The sequence below is a fragment of the Paenibacillus sp. FSL E2-0178 genome (assembly GCF_038593005.1).
Classification (GTDB): domain Bacteria; phylum Bacillota; class Bacilli; order Paenibacillales; family Paenibacillaceae; genus Paenibacillus_AQ; species Paenibacillus_AQ phytohabitans.
The window spans coordinates 6,993,166-7,008,313 of the sequence record NZ_CP151953.1 but is presented as its reverse complement, the minus strand read 5'-3'; the positions used below and the strand labels follow the sequence as shown (position 1 = coordinate 7,008,313).

At 52.8% G+C, this 15,148-nt stretch carries 15 protein-coding genes; 3 read left to right on the top strand and 12 right to left on the bottom strand.

The window, feature by feature from the left end:
* Positions 1-21: 21 nt before the first annotated feature.
* From MHI42_RS30275 to MHI42_RS30255, 5 genes are all read right to left on the bottom strand, one after another.
* Positions 22-1,731: a glycosyltransferase gene (locus tag MHI42_RS30275; RefSeq protein ID WP_342421564.1), complete on the bottom strand. Its 1,710-nt coding sequence runs from the start codon at positions 1,729-1,731 to the stop codon at positions 22-24.
* 218 nt (positions 1,732-1,949) lie between these two features.
* Positions 1,950-3,002 carry a sugar phosphate nucleotidyltransferase gene (locus tag MHI42_RS30270; RefSeq protein ID WP_342421563.1) on the bottom strand — a complete coding sequence of 351 codons (1,053 nt, stop codon included), beginning with the start codon at positions 3,000-3,002 and terminating at the stop codon, positions 1,950-1,952.
* Between the two features lie 18 nt (positions 3,003-3,020).
* Positions 3,021-3,794 (bottom strand): hypothetical protein, encoded by a 774-nt coding sequence (locus tag MHI42_RS30265; RefSeq protein WP_342421562.1) that lies wholly within the window; start codon positions 3,792-3,794, stop codon positions 3,021-3,023.
* Between the two features lie 34 nt (positions 3,795-3,828).
* On the bottom strand, positions 3,829-5,085 hold the full coding sequence (locus MHI42_RS30260; RefSeq protein WP_342421561.1) for a glycosyltransferase family 2 protein: 1,257 nt from the start codon (positions 5,083-5,085) through the stop codon (positions 3,829-3,831).
* Positions 5,082-6,206, bottom strand: coding sequence for a glycosyltransferase family 2 protein (locus MHI42_RS30255; RefSeq protein ID WP_342421560.1), 1,125 nt, complete (start codon positions 6,204-6,206; stop codon positions 5,082-5,084). Before MHI42_RS30255 ends, MHI42_RS30260 begins: the two co-directional genes overlap by 4 nt.
* Before the next feature lie 180 nt (positions 6,207-6,386).
* On the opposite strand from MHI42_RS30255, the gene MHI42_RS30250 reads away from it, so the two are divergent.
* Together MHI42_RS30250 and MHI42_RS30245 are read left to right on the top strand one after the other, a co-directional pair.
* On the top strand, positions 6,387-7,574 hold the full coding sequence (locus tag MHI42_RS30250) for a glycosyltransferase (RefSeq protein ID WP_342421559.1): 1,188 nt from the start codon (positions 6,387-6,389) through the stop codon (positions 7,572-7,574).
* Between the two features lie 275 nt (positions 7,575-7,849).
* Entirely contained in the window at positions 7,850-8,344 is a 495-nt protein-coding gene (locus MHI42_RS30245) for an acyltransferase (protein WP_171719033.1), read from the top strand.
* A 159-nt stretch (positions 8,345-8,503) separates the two neighbouring features.
* On the opposite strand, the gene MHI42_RS30240 is transcribed toward MHI42_RS30245, so the two are convergent.
* Complete coding sequence (locus MHI42_RS30240; RefSeq protein WP_342421558.1) at positions 8,504-9,133, bottom strand: hypothetical protein; 630 nt, start codon at positions 9,131-9,133, stop codon at positions 8,504-8,506.
* Positions 9,123-9,404, bottom strand: coding sequence for a hypothetical protein (locus MHI42_RS30235; protein WP_171719035.1), 282 nt, complete (start codon positions 9,402-9,404; stop codon positions 9,123-9,125). Before MHI42_RS30235 ends, MHI42_RS30240 begins: the two co-directional genes overlap by 11 nt.
* 214 nt (positions 9,405-9,618) lie before the next feature.
* Between MHI42_RS30235 and MHI42_RS30230 the strand changes: the two genes are divergently transcribed.
* The gene (locus MHI42_RS30230) at positions 9,619-9,981 is read left to right on the top strand and encodes a hypothetical protein (RefSeq protein WP_171719036.1); all 363 of its coding nucleotides are present in this window, start codon (positions 9,619-9,621) and stop codon (positions 9,979-9,981) included.
* A gap of 234 nt (positions 9,982-10,215) precedes the next feature.
* Here MHI42_RS30230 and MHI42_RS30225 read toward each other — a convergent pair whose 3' ends face one another.
* The 5 genes from MHI42_RS30225 to rfbH form a co-directional block, all read right to left on the bottom strand.
* Positions 10,216-10,617, bottom strand: coding sequence for a MerR family transcriptional regulator (locus tag MHI42_RS30225; protein ID WP_171719037.1), 402 nt, complete (start codon positions 10,615-10,617; stop codon positions 10,216-10,218).
* 164 nt (positions 10,618-10,781) lie between these two features.
* The gene (locus MHI42_RS30220) at positions 10,782-11,882 is read right to left on the bottom strand and encodes a glycosyltransferase family 2 protein (protein WP_342421557.1); all 1,101 of its coding nucleotides are present in this window, start codon (positions 11,880-11,882) and stop codon (positions 10,782-10,784) included.
* On the bottom strand, positions 11,879-12,997 hold the full coding sequence (gene rfbG, locus MHI42_RS30215; RefSeq protein ID WP_342421556.1) for a CDP-glucose 4,6-dehydratase: 1,119 nt from the start codon (positions 12,995-12,997) through the stop codon (positions 11,879-11,881). The genes MHI42_RS30220 and rfbG overlap by 4 nt, the downstream gene beginning before the upstream one ends.
* Positions 12,979-13,755 carry a glucose-1-phosphate cytidylyltransferase gene (gene rfbF / locus MHI42_RS30210; RefSeq protein ID WP_171719040.1) on the bottom strand — a complete coding sequence of 259 codons (777 nt, stop codon included), beginning with the start codon at positions 13,753-13,755 and terminating at the stop codon, positions 12,979-12,981. Before rfbF ends, rfbG begins: the two co-directional genes overlap by 19 nt.
* Entirely contained in the window at positions 13,752-15,083 is a 1,332-nt protein-coding gene (rfbH, locus tag MHI42_RS30205; RefSeq protein ID WP_342421555.1) for a lipopolysaccharide biosynthesis protein RfbH, read from the bottom strand. The genes rfbF and rfbH overlap by 4 nt, the downstream gene beginning before the upstream one ends.
* Positions 15,084-15,148 lie beyond the last annotated feature (65 nt).

Below are 15,148 nucleotides of genomic sequence, written 5' to 3'. Positions count from 1 at the left end.
CTTTCTCTGAACAACAATAATTTATGATCCGTCCTGCCGGACCGGCTTCTGATTCCGAAGCGTAATAGAGCTGCTGCAGATCAGGCTTCCCGGAACAGCGACAAACTCTCCGCTGATCGGATTGCAGCCAAGGATCGTCTCGCGGTGAGCCAGACGATTCCTCTGAACCATCCAGAGATTCCGGTCTATTTCTTCTTCTTGCCAGCATAGATTAAGAGAGACCATAGTTTTCTGGACTAGCAATTCCTTCATGCCTCCCAGTGAATCCAAGTTCTCTCCACTAACTTCATCATATGGATTTATCCACAGCACATAAGGAGCAGTGAGGACCTCCTGTATACTCTCCCAGAGCTGAAATGGATTGCCGTCAGTAGGGAAATGAAGAACCTGCGCTTCCAATTCATCGGCAAGCCTCCTGGCGTCCTCTCCCATACCCGCATCGATAATGATCCATTCATCCGCGAGCGGCTGCCACTTCTCAGCCCACTCGCGCAGGGCGGAGAACGGCCCCCCTTCCCTGCCTAGCAGCAATGCTATGGACCAGGTATTCTCCGGGGTTGCAGTTGAACGTAGGGGAGGCTTCCGAAGAGAAGGTACGGAGGGGGCGCGGTTGCCCGATTGCAGCCGTTCTGGCACTTGCTCGCCTCCACCCAGCTGCGATAACTTAACTGCAGCTTCCACGAATGCAGGCGAATACTCCAGCGCTCTGCGGTACCAGGCAGCAGCATCACCGGGCAACCCGCGCATTTCATAGCAATTGCCCAGATAATAGCAGGGATAGAAGGTTCCCGCACCTTTGAGAACCATATATTGAAGAGCATTTTCTCCAAGAACCAGACAATGCTCGAAAGAGGAGATCGCGGCCTCCGTTTGCCCGATATGCATCAGAATGCACCCTTTATACAGATGCAGATCCACATAGTCCGGGTAGAGACCGATCGCCTTGTCAATGCCGGGCCAGCCTTCCCTGAAGCTGCCTGATGCCAGCAAGCATCCATATTTAAGCTTGTAAAAGAGTGAAGGCGGCAGCTTGCTCTGACCCAGTGACGCGGCAATAGCAAGATTGGCCTGCCGAAAGGCAAGCGCATATTCCCCAATCCGTTGATATTCACTTGCTATATGATAAAGACTCCACGGATCGGGATTCGGGTTATCTGCAACGGATTGCTGCAACAGCTTCAGATTGCGTTCATGTTTGGACTTCAGGGATGTCACGGACTCCAGGTAGCCGTAATGGAACAGCCGGACCGGCAGCACGACCGGCGGGCTTGTGTCTTCCGCAGAATCGGGTCTGGACAACGTCAACTGCTCATGAATATCTCCGGTGAAATGGAACCCTTCTCCGTTACGGAACAGGCGGCACTGGGCCAGCCGGTAAGCTTCATCCGGCTGGGGCCGGAACGCTCCATTGAAGTGGACTGTTTCGAGAGAAGCCAGCTTGCTGTCCCTGATTGTGCTTACCTGCCTCAGCTTAGGTGCGTCGGCAAGCGCAATTTCTTCATCGGCATCCATCCATAGCACCCATTCCCCCGTGGCATGGCGGAGACTGTAATTGCGCGCCTCCGCGAAGCTCTCCTTCCAGGGAAATTGGAGAACCTTCGCGCCGAGGCCATTGGCAATGTCCATCGTTCCGTCACGGGAGCCTGTGTCCACGACAATGATTTCATCTACACTGTCCCGTACGCTGAGCAAGCAGCGCGCAATCCAGGGTTCTTCATCTTTGACGATCATGCACAAGGAGATCAGAGGGGCGGTCGCCTTCGTTACTATCTTCCATGCTGGAGCTGCCTCCTTTCCATAATGGATTTACCGGACCGTGCGGACGTACCGGACAGCGTGATGCTGATGTAGATTGGCATCACCTCTCTACCTTATGACGCTTTCCGCCCGCATAGAACATTGTCGGATAAAGTCGGACAGCCTCTATTGATTTTGTAGGACTGCCGGAATTAGTCGCTATGGATGATCTCTTTCCTGGCCTCCATATCCGGTGCAGGAAGCAGATGCTTCAGATGATCCGCAGCATCTTTGCGGGCAACCAGAATTCCAGCGGAGCCTGCTGCAACAATCACATCGTCCAGCCCCACAAGCATCACCGGAATGTCAAGCTCATTGACAATCTGACAATTCAATGAATCTGGGCTGATCTGACCCCAGCCCAGAACAGAGGAAGCCAATTCTTCGGAGAGCGTGTTCCAGGTGCCCAGATCCTTCCAGCTATCCAGATAGGGCACACAGATCAGTCGGCGGTTCCCCTCCAAGACCTCAACATCGAAGCTGCTCTTGGGAAGGCGGTGATATTGGCGCTGTAATTCCGCATAATCTGCCGGGAAGCCCGCTGATTCCAGCCGTTTCAGCAGATCGCAGAGGCGAAAAGCAAAGATACCGCAATTCCACATCGCTTGCTGCACCAGCAGTTTCTCTGCCGTCGCCCTGTCTGGTTTCTCCACAAAGCAATCCACATGCACATACATTTGATTCTCCTGATGCCTTGGAGAAGAGGCCGGAGGTCTAGCCGGAACAATATATCCGTATTTCTCTGACGCTTCGCTTGGCCTCGCCCCCAGCAGGGCAACCTCCGCACAGGACTGACGGAGCGCATGATCCAGTTCGGCCAGCTTGAAGAAGAACTCATCACTCACGTAAGCGTCTACCGGCAAGACGATAACCGTCTCCTCGGGAGAAATCTTCTCCACGGAATATAAATAGGCCGAAGCCAGACCTATGGCCGGAAATGTATCTCTGCGCCGTGGTTCCATGATGATAGGCGGCGCGGCACCAAGTTGCTTCCGGATCAGTGTCTCTTGTCCGCTTGACGTTGCGATATACGCTTCATGATTAAGACCCGCAGCCGACAGCTGCCGCCAAATACGCTGCAGCATAGATTCGTATCCGCCGCCACCTGGAGCTGGCAGCACTTGAAGGAACTGCTTGCTCCGGATACTGCTGGAGAGCGGCCACAAGCGTGTACCGGAACCGCCGGATAGTAGCACCAGCTTCATGGTTCAACCTCCTTTCTCTTATTCGAAATTGTCTGCTGTAAGCCCGAGTGTCTGAAACTGCTCTTCTGTATCCCAGAAGGTCAGCATTCCATATCGCTTGCGGGTGTCCAGATACTGCGGAATTCCCGCCTTTCTCAAACCGTCGCTTACAATGACATATTCGTGGCGGCCGCTCCCATCCTCATATTGGACATACTCGAGTATTTCGCGGCGCATCAGATAAGTGCAATGAATAACATCGACTTCAACCAGTCCCTTTACACGCTGGAATAAGTACTCCATATACAGATCAGATGATTTGAAATATCCAAAGTCATCTGTCTCATGATGAAAATTGGAATAGAAACTCAAAGGGGATTCCGCTACCCTGAGCAAAGGTCCGACTACCGGCAGGTGGGTGGTGAGCAGGCTCTCCAGCGTGTCAGAGATGATGAAATTATCACAATCCGGCACAAAATAATGAGAATCCTTCGCCTTAGCCCATTCAATGGACTCCTGCCGCACTTTTCCCATCACCCTTAAGTGGAGGTCATTCCAATCATGTGGAGCGAAGTCCTGTACACGCTCTTCCATATCGCTGCCATCGAAATACACCTCATGGTATCTCTCACCCACCCGCTCTATCCATTCTTCTAGAATTTCTTTGGTACGGTCATTGTTGTTGTTCGTGCGAATATACAGATTGATTCGGGAGGCCGGGTAAGTCTGCTTCTCAATCAGTTGCAGATAGAGCGGCAGCACATGCGCCTTGTCCTTGGCCAGTATTGCAATCGTAACCAGATCCTGTTCCATAATATCCCTCCAATTCTAATGGGTTGCCGTAGACCTAAACGTCGGAGCGCATGACCGCGGCAGTCTCCCGGGCCTCCTGCTTCAACCGGCTGTTGATGGTTACTCCGCTGATATAGCCGAAGAAAGTGCTTTGCCGCGGTTTTTCAATATCCTCCGGATAAATTCTCTCGCCAGCCTGCCTTGTCATATAACGCGCCCCCTCTGCACAGGCGAGAGAGACGACCTGGTATTCGTGAAACAAGGAAAGTTTAAGACCCACGAATCTCCGGCACTCATCGGGAGTCAGAACATCTCCTTCCTGAAGCCAGAGAATATAAGGCTCTGTCGACATGCGGACTATCCATTCCCGGCACAGCTGCACACTCAGTTCACCTTTCACGGAATAGACCTGCCGGTTATAGCGGACGGCTGTTTCGGCAATGCGTTCATTTCCTGAACGGTTCACCACAATGATCTGCTCAGCCAAGTCTGTGAATGAAGCCAGCGTATCCTCCAGTGCAGCTTCATTGCCGGAAGAGATAATCCCCACGCACACGCGTATGGGGGGAGCGTAAATCAGCGAATGAATATTGGCCCCCCATTTCTGAAAAGCTTTGTTCTCGTTCTGCTTCAGCAGCGTGGATAGATCAAAGGAAGGATTCTGGCCCATACTGGCATGGCCGATATGGTGAATGAACGAATCTTCAGCAATGAGCAGCTTGTATCCATGCTGAATCGCCCTGAGGCAGAGATCGTCGTCCTCGTAATTGCCCAGGCCGTAACGTTCATCGAAGCATCCGATTTCATCCAGGACACTGCGCTTGACCAGCAGGCAGAAGCCAATCAGGCGGCGGACCTCCTTCACTGATCCGCGTCTAGCCTCGCAGTATTCTTGTGCAAATTCCTCCATATCCTTTAGTTCGCTGTAGGTTACAGGAACACACTGATGTCCGCTGATGTAATTGGTCACGGGTCCTGACATGCCGACCGTGCTATCGCTCTCAAGTGCACGAAGCATAGGTGCCAGCCACCCGGGTGGTACAACGGTATCATTGTTCAAGAACAGAATCTGCTCCCCATCCGCTACCTCCACCCCCTGATTGCAGCCCTTGGCAAAGCCCAGATTCTCCGCATTCTCAATCAGCGTAATCTCCGGATAATGAAACTTCAGGTAATTCACAGTTCCGTCCTTGGAGCCGTTATCGACAATAATAATCTCATGCTCTTCCGGAGTTCCCCGCTTGATGCTCTCCAGACATTGAATGGTTAAGGGAAGCTGATTAAGGGTGAGAATAATGATACTCGTCTTCATTGGACCAACTCCTTTCGTTCTTCAAACACGTGGCCTTCTATTTCCACATGGCTGTCCCCCAGCACTTTAGTATAATAATTCCGGTTATATTGGACGCTGGGATGAGCAGGATACTGCCCGTGCGCTACTTCGTTGCTATAGTCGGCATGCTTCTGGTCGCCCAGCTTGTCATAGCAGACACAGAGCTGCAGATGGGAAATCCAGGTTCTTGCGGATTCATTCTCAAGTCCCAGATCATTCCTCTTTGGTAAGGCTACAGCAAGCTCGAACCAGTAAACGGCCTGCTCATATTGTTGTAATTCCATGAAATAGCAGCCGATTTTGCAGCAAGCCTCCGAGCGCGGAAGATCATAATCGAACGTACGGCATAGCGACTGCAGCTGCTCTTTCTTTTGTCCAAGTGCCCCATAGCTGTCCGCCAGCCGCATGGATGCCTGAATATTGTCCTCTACCCACCCGTTCCCCTCGGACAGGAAGAGCTTATAGTTCTCCAGCGCCTCTGGATAGTGAGCATGATCGTACAGCTCATTGGCGAAATATATTTGGTCTCGCGGGGTAAATTCCTGACCCTCGGCCTTCATTTTCCGATAAATCAGTAAGTTGCGTTCTGTGTATTCTTTGTCTTTCTTGTGCGTGACGCAGACATCGCTCTCCAGCGTTGGCGGAGTAACCTCAACATATTCATGTACGGCGCCGGTCCATTTGAACTGGCAATCGCGCCTAAACAGACGATTTCGCCTTAAGGTTGCCATCGGCTTCCCATCCTCATCTGCCGTTAGAATGTAAGTCATGGCAACGGAATGATATTCGGAAGATAAAGAGGCCTTCAGAGTCTTAAAGCGCTCCCGGTCGGCTTCTTCAATGACATCATCCGCATCAAGCCATAGGATGTACTCGCACGCCGCTTGACTGAACGAGTAATTGCGTGCCGCTGCGAAATCCTGGATCCATTCAAAGTCATAGATACGTGCGCCATAGCCGGCTGCAATTTCCTTGGTGCGGTCTGTGGAGCCGGTATCCACAATCACCATTTCATCCACAATGTCCGCGACCGTTGACAAGCATCGCCCCAGACTCTTCTCTTCATTGCGTACAATCATGCACAAACTGATGGTCGGCAAGTCTGCTCCTCCTTCTTGCAGATTCTTAAAATTCGGATGTACCGGATTTCTGATTTATATATATGCTGGCCTTGCCGGATCATTCGACCGGATTTGCTTCGCATGATTCCTGTTTCGACTCATAAGCTAGAACAGATTCATCACCTGCATGTACCTTATTGTTGATAGAAGGAGGCTCATATGGATACTATTTCACCCTCGCTCTACTATCGTTTCTATCGCTACGGAACAGGCTGTAAGATTGCCAGTGGCGGTGCGGTCTCATTACCGGAGCAGACGGCTCTCGGTGCTAAGGTGTTGATACGGGAAGGGTATCGTTTGGATATCACGGCTCCTGCACGGGACGGCTCCCCCAAAATCGTTATTGGAGACCGCTGTGAATGCAATCGCTATCTGAACATACAGGCATTGAACAAGGTTGAATTGGAAGCGGATGTAATAACGGGGCCTTATGTGTTTATAACCGACGCGAAGCCGTCTTGGGAGAAGGGAGATCATAGTGTATCCACAGTAACGATTGGTGAAAGCTCCTGGATCGGGGCGCATTCCTCCATCTTAGGGAACGTGAGGATTGGTAAAGGCAGTGTGGTTGGTGCAGGGAGCGTCGTGCTGCAGGATGTGCCGGATTACTGCGTTGTAGCCGGCAATCCGGCTGTTTTCCGGCGGATCTATGAACCAGCGAGCGGAGAATGGATTCGGGTAAACAGCGAGTCACATGCACGGGAGCTTCTGGAACGCAGGAGAAGGGAGCCGCTTTTGTCTATATGCATACCGGCTCGCTATCAGGCCGGTGAGCTGCGGCGCTGTCTGGAATCTATTTATGCACAGACCGATGATGCCGGTCTAATCGAGGTCTGCGTCTTGGACGATGCTTCTGCAGACGAAACAGAGGAAGTGGCACACTACTACGGGAGTCTGTACCGCAGCTTCCGTTATCTCCGAAATCCGGCTTCCACCGATAGAAGCCGCCCTCTTCCCCAAGCAGTAGACATGGCACGCGGGAAGTTTGTAATGATTCACGATTCCGGCGCCTGCTTCGCGGCCGGATCTCTTATTCCGTTTCTGAATGTGCTGCACACCTATCCGGACTGCGGCTTCGTATTGATCGAGCAACGGCTTGTCCAGGGCACTCCGCAGACAGAATGGCGGGAGGGCATATCCGAATACCTCCGGCTGACCACCGAACGTTCTAGCGGACCACGCCTGCTCGTTCTCAACCGCCAGCAGCGGAAGCAGGCGGCTGAACCGCCTCAATTAGAGGAATCTCCGGGTCCTTGGGTATACCAGCAGTCTGCGCTGCTGAAGTCAAATCCGCGGTTCTGCCTGTGCCGGTATAAAATGTTCAGTTCTTCGACCAAATTTGATTGATGTTTGGGCATGGACTGAATATATATAGATTATAGTGGGGCAAATGATGCGCCGCTGGCTGTGAGTCCGGAAAGTCCAGCAAATAAGCAGGAAGTGGACCGCAATGAAGCGTACTTTGGCGATCTTCACACACGGGCTTGTCTGAAACAACCGCGACACCGGGCGGGCCGGAGATCGGTCCAGCCTGTAATTTCAGGGAGGGGATTTCGAATATGGAGAGCATCGGATTTTCTCATATAAACCGTTTTTATAAATACGGATCAGATAGCCTCATCATGGAAAAAACCGATATCAATTGCCCGGAGGAGATCTCCATTGGCCGTGATGTGCTCATCCTTGAGAACAGCTGGTTCACAGTCCTCATTCCCGGCCAAGGGACAGTGCCCAAAATCACAATAGGCGACGGCTGCAAGTGCAGCCGGAATCTGATTATTGCCGCCGCCAATAGCGTCGTTCTGGAGGAGGATGTAATCATTGGACCTGATGTATATATTGCCGACACCGATCATCAATACCGCAATATAGGCATCCCTATCCGGGACCAGTGGATTACCTCAAGCACTCAGAGTGTAAGGATCGGTGCCGGCAGCGAGCTCGGCGCCCACTGTGTTATTGTTGGCGGCGTATCGATTGGCAAAGGCTGCAGGGTCACAGCCAACAGCGTGGTGTCCGGCGATTTGCCGGACTTCTGCATCGCTGCGGGTAATCCCGCCAGAGTCGTGGACAGCTACGACCCTGAAGCAGGAGAATGGCAGCTTCCCGGCGGCTGACAGCTGTAGCAGAGCCGGGGCCACACTGTGGATGTAGCGGATTTCGTGGTAAATGATAACGCTTCAGAAGAACGTACGGCTCTTGTGCCGGAAAACTTACTGTGGCGTTTCCCCATTTCTGCTGCTGTACAAGCAGTTTCGAGTAGAGAACTGGACGGTTTATATGTTCCGTGGCCGCTTCAGGTTCTGGGAGGTTATGATTCCTGAATATACATCCGGCTTCTTGGGCTGCTGCGGCATAATATGGCGCAGTACCTTGGGCGGCTGCTGCGGCTGCAGACGCCGCGGCTTCGGTTGATGCTCGGCAGCTCTCTGCCACACCCGTGGCTGCTGTGCCGTGTGCTGCCGCAGTGTACGTTGCCGCTGCAACAGGGCGCGGTCTCCTGAGGTGCGCGTGCGTTCCAGCCGGCTTCGCTTCTTGCGGTAGACACGCTTGCGCTTGACCTGCGGCGGGTGCTTAAGTGTAAGACGGCCCGCTTTCCCGGGTGAATAGATAAGCTTACGCTTGGATACAAATGGAGCAGCGGCGGGACGTACGTCGTTCTTATCGTTCTTTATGAAGGCATAGTCCTTTACTCTGCGATCTGGCGATTCTGTTTCCGGGCCTTGGCCGGCTGCTTGAGCCTTTTCAAGCAGGCGGTGCGTTTCCGCCATAAACCGGCCCAGCTCCGCATCCGCATTGACTGAGAGCCGCTGACAGGTTTGCTTCAACAGCTCAATTTGTCCGACGGTTTTATGGATCGCTTTCACCAGCAGCTCATCCTCTGAATGTCCGAATTCAGCATTCATAATCGTTCACCCCGCTCATGAGCCGCCTGCTGGTGTCCAGTGTCCGGCAGATCATGGCTTGCTTCTGCGCCAAGGCTTCGATGATTCTGGCAACCGCCTGTTGTAAGGATTGAAGATTATGTGTACTAGATTCTCCCGGCAAGCTTCCACTTGCGGCAATAACATATTCAAGTTTGCGGATTTCAGCCGCGATCAGAGCCGAGACCGCGTCCTCTTCCAGAGCTGCAGCCAGAATAACCGCTTTTATCAACCGTTCCTGCTTTAGCATCACTTTTCTCCCTCCCCGCTTACGTTCATCTCTTTACCGTTATATATATGAGCTTTTGGCCTGTCCCTATCACCTCTAGTCCAAGGTTCAGCCGGCTTATATCGGATTTAACGGATTTCAGAGAATAAAGGGAATAGGACAACCTGCCGCCGATGTATATATAGCTATAACCAGATATCAAACGTACGGAAATCTTTATGTTCTGGAGGAGATCTACATGTCAATGCCCAACATTCCCAACATTACTCCCGATATCTCGGTTACGCGGGAGGATAGCATCTCTCTTTTGCTTGCCTCCATTGCAATCAACGAGATGTCCTTATCTCACATAATCAATGCCGAAGCGGAAGCCATGCAGGCCTTCGTGCAATCCGATCCCGGAAATATCAACTTTCGCAACATCATCCAATTGAACAATACCACCTCCAGACTGTTGGAAGAGATCACGCGGGGACAATGGCTGAGTCTAAGCAAAATGGACCGTATACTGCGCCTGTTGAGTGAACCGGGCAGCTGGCTGGACAAAACGATTGCGGAAGACGAAATGATAGAGTCAGAAGAAGAGGAAGAAGAAGAATAGCAATCCGCTGATGTCCTTCCGGTAAATCTTCTTACCAGATTGGTAGAGGGTTATGGCGAGGCCGGGAGAAAAAGATTGCTAGATTCAGGCGGCAGGCTTACTTTCCGCCTGTTCCGGCTGCTGAAATCCCAAGTCTCATCTGCACCCGCTTCAGAAAAAGTACGCATCATGATATCAAAATGGACAAGCTCAAACCATGAAGCTGACGCTCACAGAATTCGGGCCGGCATGTATTTATTGCACCTTCAAATGGTTAAGATGATCCGCAATCCGGTTAAGCTCATCGGCAAGCGCGGCAAGGGAAGCGACAAGTAGCTGCTGGCGGTCCGGCTTCTTCGGCTCAGCGCTGATTATCTCCATTGGCGGAGGAGGTTGCAACTCCTTCTTGTCCTCTTTGCCGTACATCGGAAAGCCGTCTTCAATCAGCAGACGAACAATGGTACTGAGATGGTAACGCTCTGCACGCAGTTCACTGATCCGCTTCAGTAGTTTCAAAGTTTCATAGGGGTAAAGCACCTGGTCTCCCTGACGGGTCGCGGCTACAAAATAAGAGAAATACTCTAACCATCTCTTCACTGTGGTCGGAGGTAATTTCGATATCGTGATCAATTCCAGTTGCGTGTAATGGCGAACCATAACATCTCTCCTCTTTCTAGTGGACTTATATATTTTAATGGTATTCGCGTTCCACGAAATAAATGTGTAAAATTACCTATTTGCGTTTTTTTGCATCAAAAAACGGCCAACTGCCTGACAGGGCAGTTGGCCGTAGATCCATCCGGCTATGGGAAATTGCACATTTACGAAGAAGCCTTAATCAGATTTACATAGGAGTCACCGAGAAATTCCTGGAAGTATTTACGATTAAGCTGCATGCTGGGGTGCGAAGGATAATAAGAAAGCGCAACCTCATTGTGGTAATTCGCTTTAACATGCTGGCCTGAGCGGTCATAGCAGACACATAATTGCAGATGGGGAACCCAAGTGGTGGAGGTCATATCCTGCAAGCCCATAGACGCTCTTCTCGGAAGCGAGACTGCCAGCTCAAACCAGTAAATGGCATGTTCATGGCGGCCCTGATCCATCAGTTCAAATCCCAGGCGGCAGCAAAACTCGGAACGGGGAATATCATAGTTCAAGGTCCGATATAACGCCTGCATCTTTCCTTGCTTGTTCTCCAGGCGTTCGTAGCATTCCGCCATCTTCAGGCACGCCTGGTAATTGTCCTCGATCCAGCCTTGACCCGTCTCCAGAAACTTGCCGTAATAATTGAGCGCTTCTTCATGAAGTGCGTGATCACGCAGCTCGTTGGCAAAATAGTAGAGGTCGCGCGGTGAGAAGTCTTCTCCCCTGGCCTCGCGTCCGCGGTAAATACGCAGGTTGCGGTCAGTGTATTCTTTATCTTTTTTGTGCGTGATACATATATTGCTCTCCAGCGTGGGCCCCCCCGCCGCCAAATACTCATGCACCGGGCCGATCCACTGGAAATTGCAGTCCCGCCGGACCAGCCGGTTCCGCCGGAGGCTTGAGGTCACCCTTCCTTCGCTGTCAACTCCCAGATTGTACGGCATGTTTACGGAATGGTATGCCGTGGACAGAGTCTCCTTAAGTTCCTTGAACAACTTCTGGTCTGCTTCCTCAATGACATCGTCCGCATCGAGCCATAGTATATATTCCTTAGTCGCCTTGCTGAAAGCCTCATTGCGGGCTGCCCCGAAATCATCGATCCATTCGAAGTCGTAGATGACAGCACCATATTCTGCGGCAATCTCCTTCGTGCGGTCTGTCGAGCCGGTATCGACAATGACGATTTCATCCGCGATATCCCGCACCGATTCGAGGCATCTGCCTAACCCGTTCTCTTCATTACGCACAATCATACATAGACTGATAGTAATCATTTTGCCCTCCTAATTTCGTCTGTCATATATTCGCGGATTTGTTGCTCACAGATCTTCCGCATATCCTGTTTAGCTTCTAGCGCCTTTTGCCATTCTACGGTCTTCTGCAGCGCCTGCTCCACACTCCAGCATGAATACCAGCCCAGCAGACGATGGGCTTTGGTGCTGTCAAGCTGCAGTTCTCCGGCCTCGTGCAGCGCGGATGAACCGGCAGGGTCCAGGTTGATGCCAGCCCCGTCCCCCCAGAGTGCAGCGAGCTTAGCTGCAACCTTCTCTACACTGTGCACACTCTCTTCCTCCGGGCCGAAATTCCATGCCGAGGCATATTCTGCTCCCTTTGATACCAGCTTCTCGGCTAGCAGTAAATATCCGCCAAGCGGCTCCAGCACATGCTGCCACGGCCGCGTTGCAGCCGGACTGCGCAGGAGCGGCCGACGCCCGGCAGCGAATGCCTTCAGGCAATCCGGCACCAGCCGGTCCGGCGAATCGTCTCCGCCTCCGATGACATTGCCGGCACGGGCGGTTGCAATGCCTACACCATGCTCGGCATAACGTTCCGGATGGAAGAAGCTCGTGCGGTAAGCCTGTGTTACGAGCTCGGAGCATGCCTTGCTGGCCGAGTAGGGATCATACCCGCCCAACCGGTCCGTTTCACGGTATCCCCATATCCATTCGAGATTGTCGTAGCATTTATCCGTAGTAATGTTGACGACAGCTTTGATCCGGCTGCCGGAATCCACGCTGCTGCAGACCGCCTCGAGCAGATTTACCGTCCCCATCACATTGACTTCGAAAGTGTCTGCGGGAATTTGATAGGAGGTCCGGACCAGGGGCTGGGCAGCCAGATGGAACACAACCTCCGGTGCTGCTTCCCGCAGCGCTGCATCCAGGCGGTGCCGGTTCCGCACATCCCCCCATGTAGTCTTGACCTCCTGTTCACCCCCGGTAAGCGTGAAGAGGGCATGCTCTTCCCGGTCCCAGGCATACCCGCTTACCCTGGCACCCAGCAGGGTAAGCCATAGACTAAGCCAGCTTCCCTTGAATCCGGTATGGCCGGTAATGAACACGGAGCGGTCCTTCCAGAACGCAGAGCGTTTCAGAAACTCTTCATCCATGGAAGGCCTCCCTCACGCCATAGCTGCTCCAGATACCGCTTGTCGCGGAGCGTATCCATAGGCTGCCAGAAGCCGTGGTGCTTATAGGCCATCAGCTGGTTCCTTCTGGCCAGCTCCCGGAGCGGGTCCTGCTCCCAAACCGTACTGTTATCACTGATCAGGGAGAATATCTCCGGCTGTAATACGAAGAATCCACCGTTGATCCAGCCTTCATCACCTTTGGGTTTCTCTACGAAGCCCTCCACCTTGTCGTCCCCTGTTATTTCCAGGGCCCCGAAACGTCCCGGGGGCTGAACGGCGGTGATGGTCGCCCATTTGCCGTGCGACTGGTGAAAGGCCAGTAAATTCTGTACATCCACATCCGCAATGCCATCCCCATAGGTCAGCATGAACGGCTCGTTACCGGTATATTTCTGGACTTGCCGGATACGCCCCCCGGTCATCGCCTCCTTGCCTGTCTCCGCAAGTGTCACCTTCCAATTGCGCGTCTGGCGGTTGTGGCGGGTAATCTGGTTGCCGTTTCCGTAATCAAACGAAATATCCGAGTTCTGCAAATAGAAGTCCGCAAAATATTTCTTGATGTCATGCCCTTTGTACCCCAGACAAATAACGAAATCATCAAACCCGTAGCTGGCATAATGCTCCATAATATGCACAAGAATGGGCCGGTCGCCGATCTCGATCATCGGCTTGGGCTTCAGCTCGGTCTCCTCGCTGATCCGGGTTCCATAACCGCCCGCCAGAATAACGACCTTCATTCCTTGCTCTCCTCCTTTCCCTCGAGCAAGCCAAGTATCACCTGCGCGGTGTAGCTAAGCATCTCAGTGTTTAAACCGGGAAATAGCCCTAACCAGAAGGTATCGTTCATAATCCTGTCCGTGTTGGTCAGGGGAGCGGCGATACGGTGAACCACACCCGCATAAGCCGGCTGCTTCAGCAGGTTACCGGCAAACAGCAGACGTGTGCCAATCCGCGCTTCCTCCAGGCTCCGCACCAGCTCATTGCGCGAAATAGGCGCTCCTTCCCTCACAGTGACCGGGAAGCCGAACCAACTTGGCTCGCTCCCGGCCGTCGCTTCCGGCAGAATCAGCCATTCTTCTGCAGGCTTCAGAGCAGCCTTCAGGAACTCAAAGTTATGCTTGCGGGCTGCGGTGAACCCCTCCAGCTTCTTAAGCTGAGCTACCCCGATGGCCGCCTGCATGTCAGTCGCCTTCAGGTTGTAACCGATATGACTGTAGGTATATTTATGGTCGTAGCCCGGAGGAAGCCCGCCTTTGGTCCAGTCATAGCGTTTGCCGCAAGTATTGTCGGTTCCTGGCGTGCACCAGCAATCCCTGCCCCAATCGCGCAGCGATTCAACAATTTTCTTGAGCCGGGCGTTCGATGTCAGTACCGCGCCGCCTTCACCCATCGTCAGATGATGCGCAGGGAAAAAACTGACCGTTGCCAAATCGCCGAAGGAGCCGGCGGGCTGCCCCTCATAAAGCGACCCTACAGCGTCGCAGGTATCCTCGATCAGCCACAGGCCGTGGCTGTTAGCAAAGGATTGGATGAAGCCCAGGTCAAACGGATTGCCCAGGGTATGCGCGATAATAATCGCTTTGGTTCTGGGACTCAGCGCGGCATCCAGCTGCGTTACATCGATGTTATAGGTAGGGATGTCTACATCGACAAATACGGGAACCAGACCATGCTGGATTAACGGATTCACGGTAGTCGGAAACCCCGCGGCGACCGTAATCACTTCATCACCGGGCAGCAGCCGACGCTTCCCGAGCAGCGGCGAAGTAAGCGCGGCGACCGCCAGCAGATTGGCACTGGAGCCGGAGTTGACGAGCAGCGCATACTTCCTCCCCATAAGCCCGGCGAAGCGTTCCTCAAACTCCGAGGTGTATCGTCCCGCGGTCAAATGAAAATCAAGAGAAGCATCGATCAGGCTGCCCAGCTCCTCCTCATCGAACACCTTGCCGCTGACGGGAACATAATCGCGCCCCGGCACGAACGGTCGTTCCGGCCACCGGCTGCGGTAATAATCGGCGGATAGCTTAATGATTTGTTCACGGAATATGGAAGCCTGACTGGTCAAACAAATCCCTCCTTCGTGTTCGGCCCTCTCCGTTTTATGGATTTGGTGGACTTGGTAAAGGATAT

Coding starts and splice junctions, on each gene's coding strand:
- MHI42_RS30275 (WP_342421564.1), bottom strand. CDS start 1,731: ATGATCGTCAAAGATGAAGAACCCTGGATTGCGCGCTGCTTGCTCAGC.
- MHI42_RS30270 (WP_342421563.1), bottom strand. CDS start 3,002: ATGAAGCTGGTGCTACTATCCGGCGGTTCCGGTACACGCTTGTGGCCG.
- MHI42_RS30265 (WP_342421562.1), bottom strand. CDS start 3,794: ATGGAACAGGATCTGGTTACGATTGCAATACTGGCCAAGGACAAGGCG.
- MHI42_RS30260 (WP_342421561.1), bottom strand. CDS start 5,085: ATGAAGACGAGTATCATTATTCTCACCCTTAATCAGCTTCCCTTAACC.
- MHI42_RS30250 (WP_342421559.1), top strand. CDS start 6,387: ATGGATACTATTTCACCCTCGCTCTACTATCGTTTCTATCGCTACGGA.
- MHI42_RS30245 (WP_171719033.1), top strand. CDS start 7,850: ATGGAAAAAACCGATATCAATTGCCCGGAGGAGATCTCCATTGGCCGT.
- MHI42_RS30240 (WP_342421558.1), bottom strand. CDS start 9,133: ATGAATGCTGAATTCGGACATTCAGAGGATGAGCTGCTGGTGAAAGCG.
- MHI42_RS30230 (WP_171719036.1), top strand. CDS start 9,619: ATGTCAATGCCCAACATTCCCAACATTACTCCCGATATCTCGGTTACG.
- MHI42_RS30225 (WP_171719037.1), bottom strand. CDS start 10,617: ATGGTTCGCCATTACACGCAACTGGAATTGATCACGATATCGAAATTA.
- MHI42_RS30220 (WP_342421557.1), bottom strand. CDS start 11,882: ATGATTACTATCAGTCTATGTATGATTGTGCGTAATGAAGAGAACGGG.
- rfbG (WP_342421556.1), bottom strand. CDS start 12,997: ATGGATGAAGAGTTTCTGAAACGCTCTGCGTTCTGGAAGGACCGCTCC.
- rfbF (WP_171719040.1), bottom strand. CDS start 13,755: ATGAAGGTCGTTATTCTGGCGGGCGGTTATGGAACCCGGATCAGCGAG.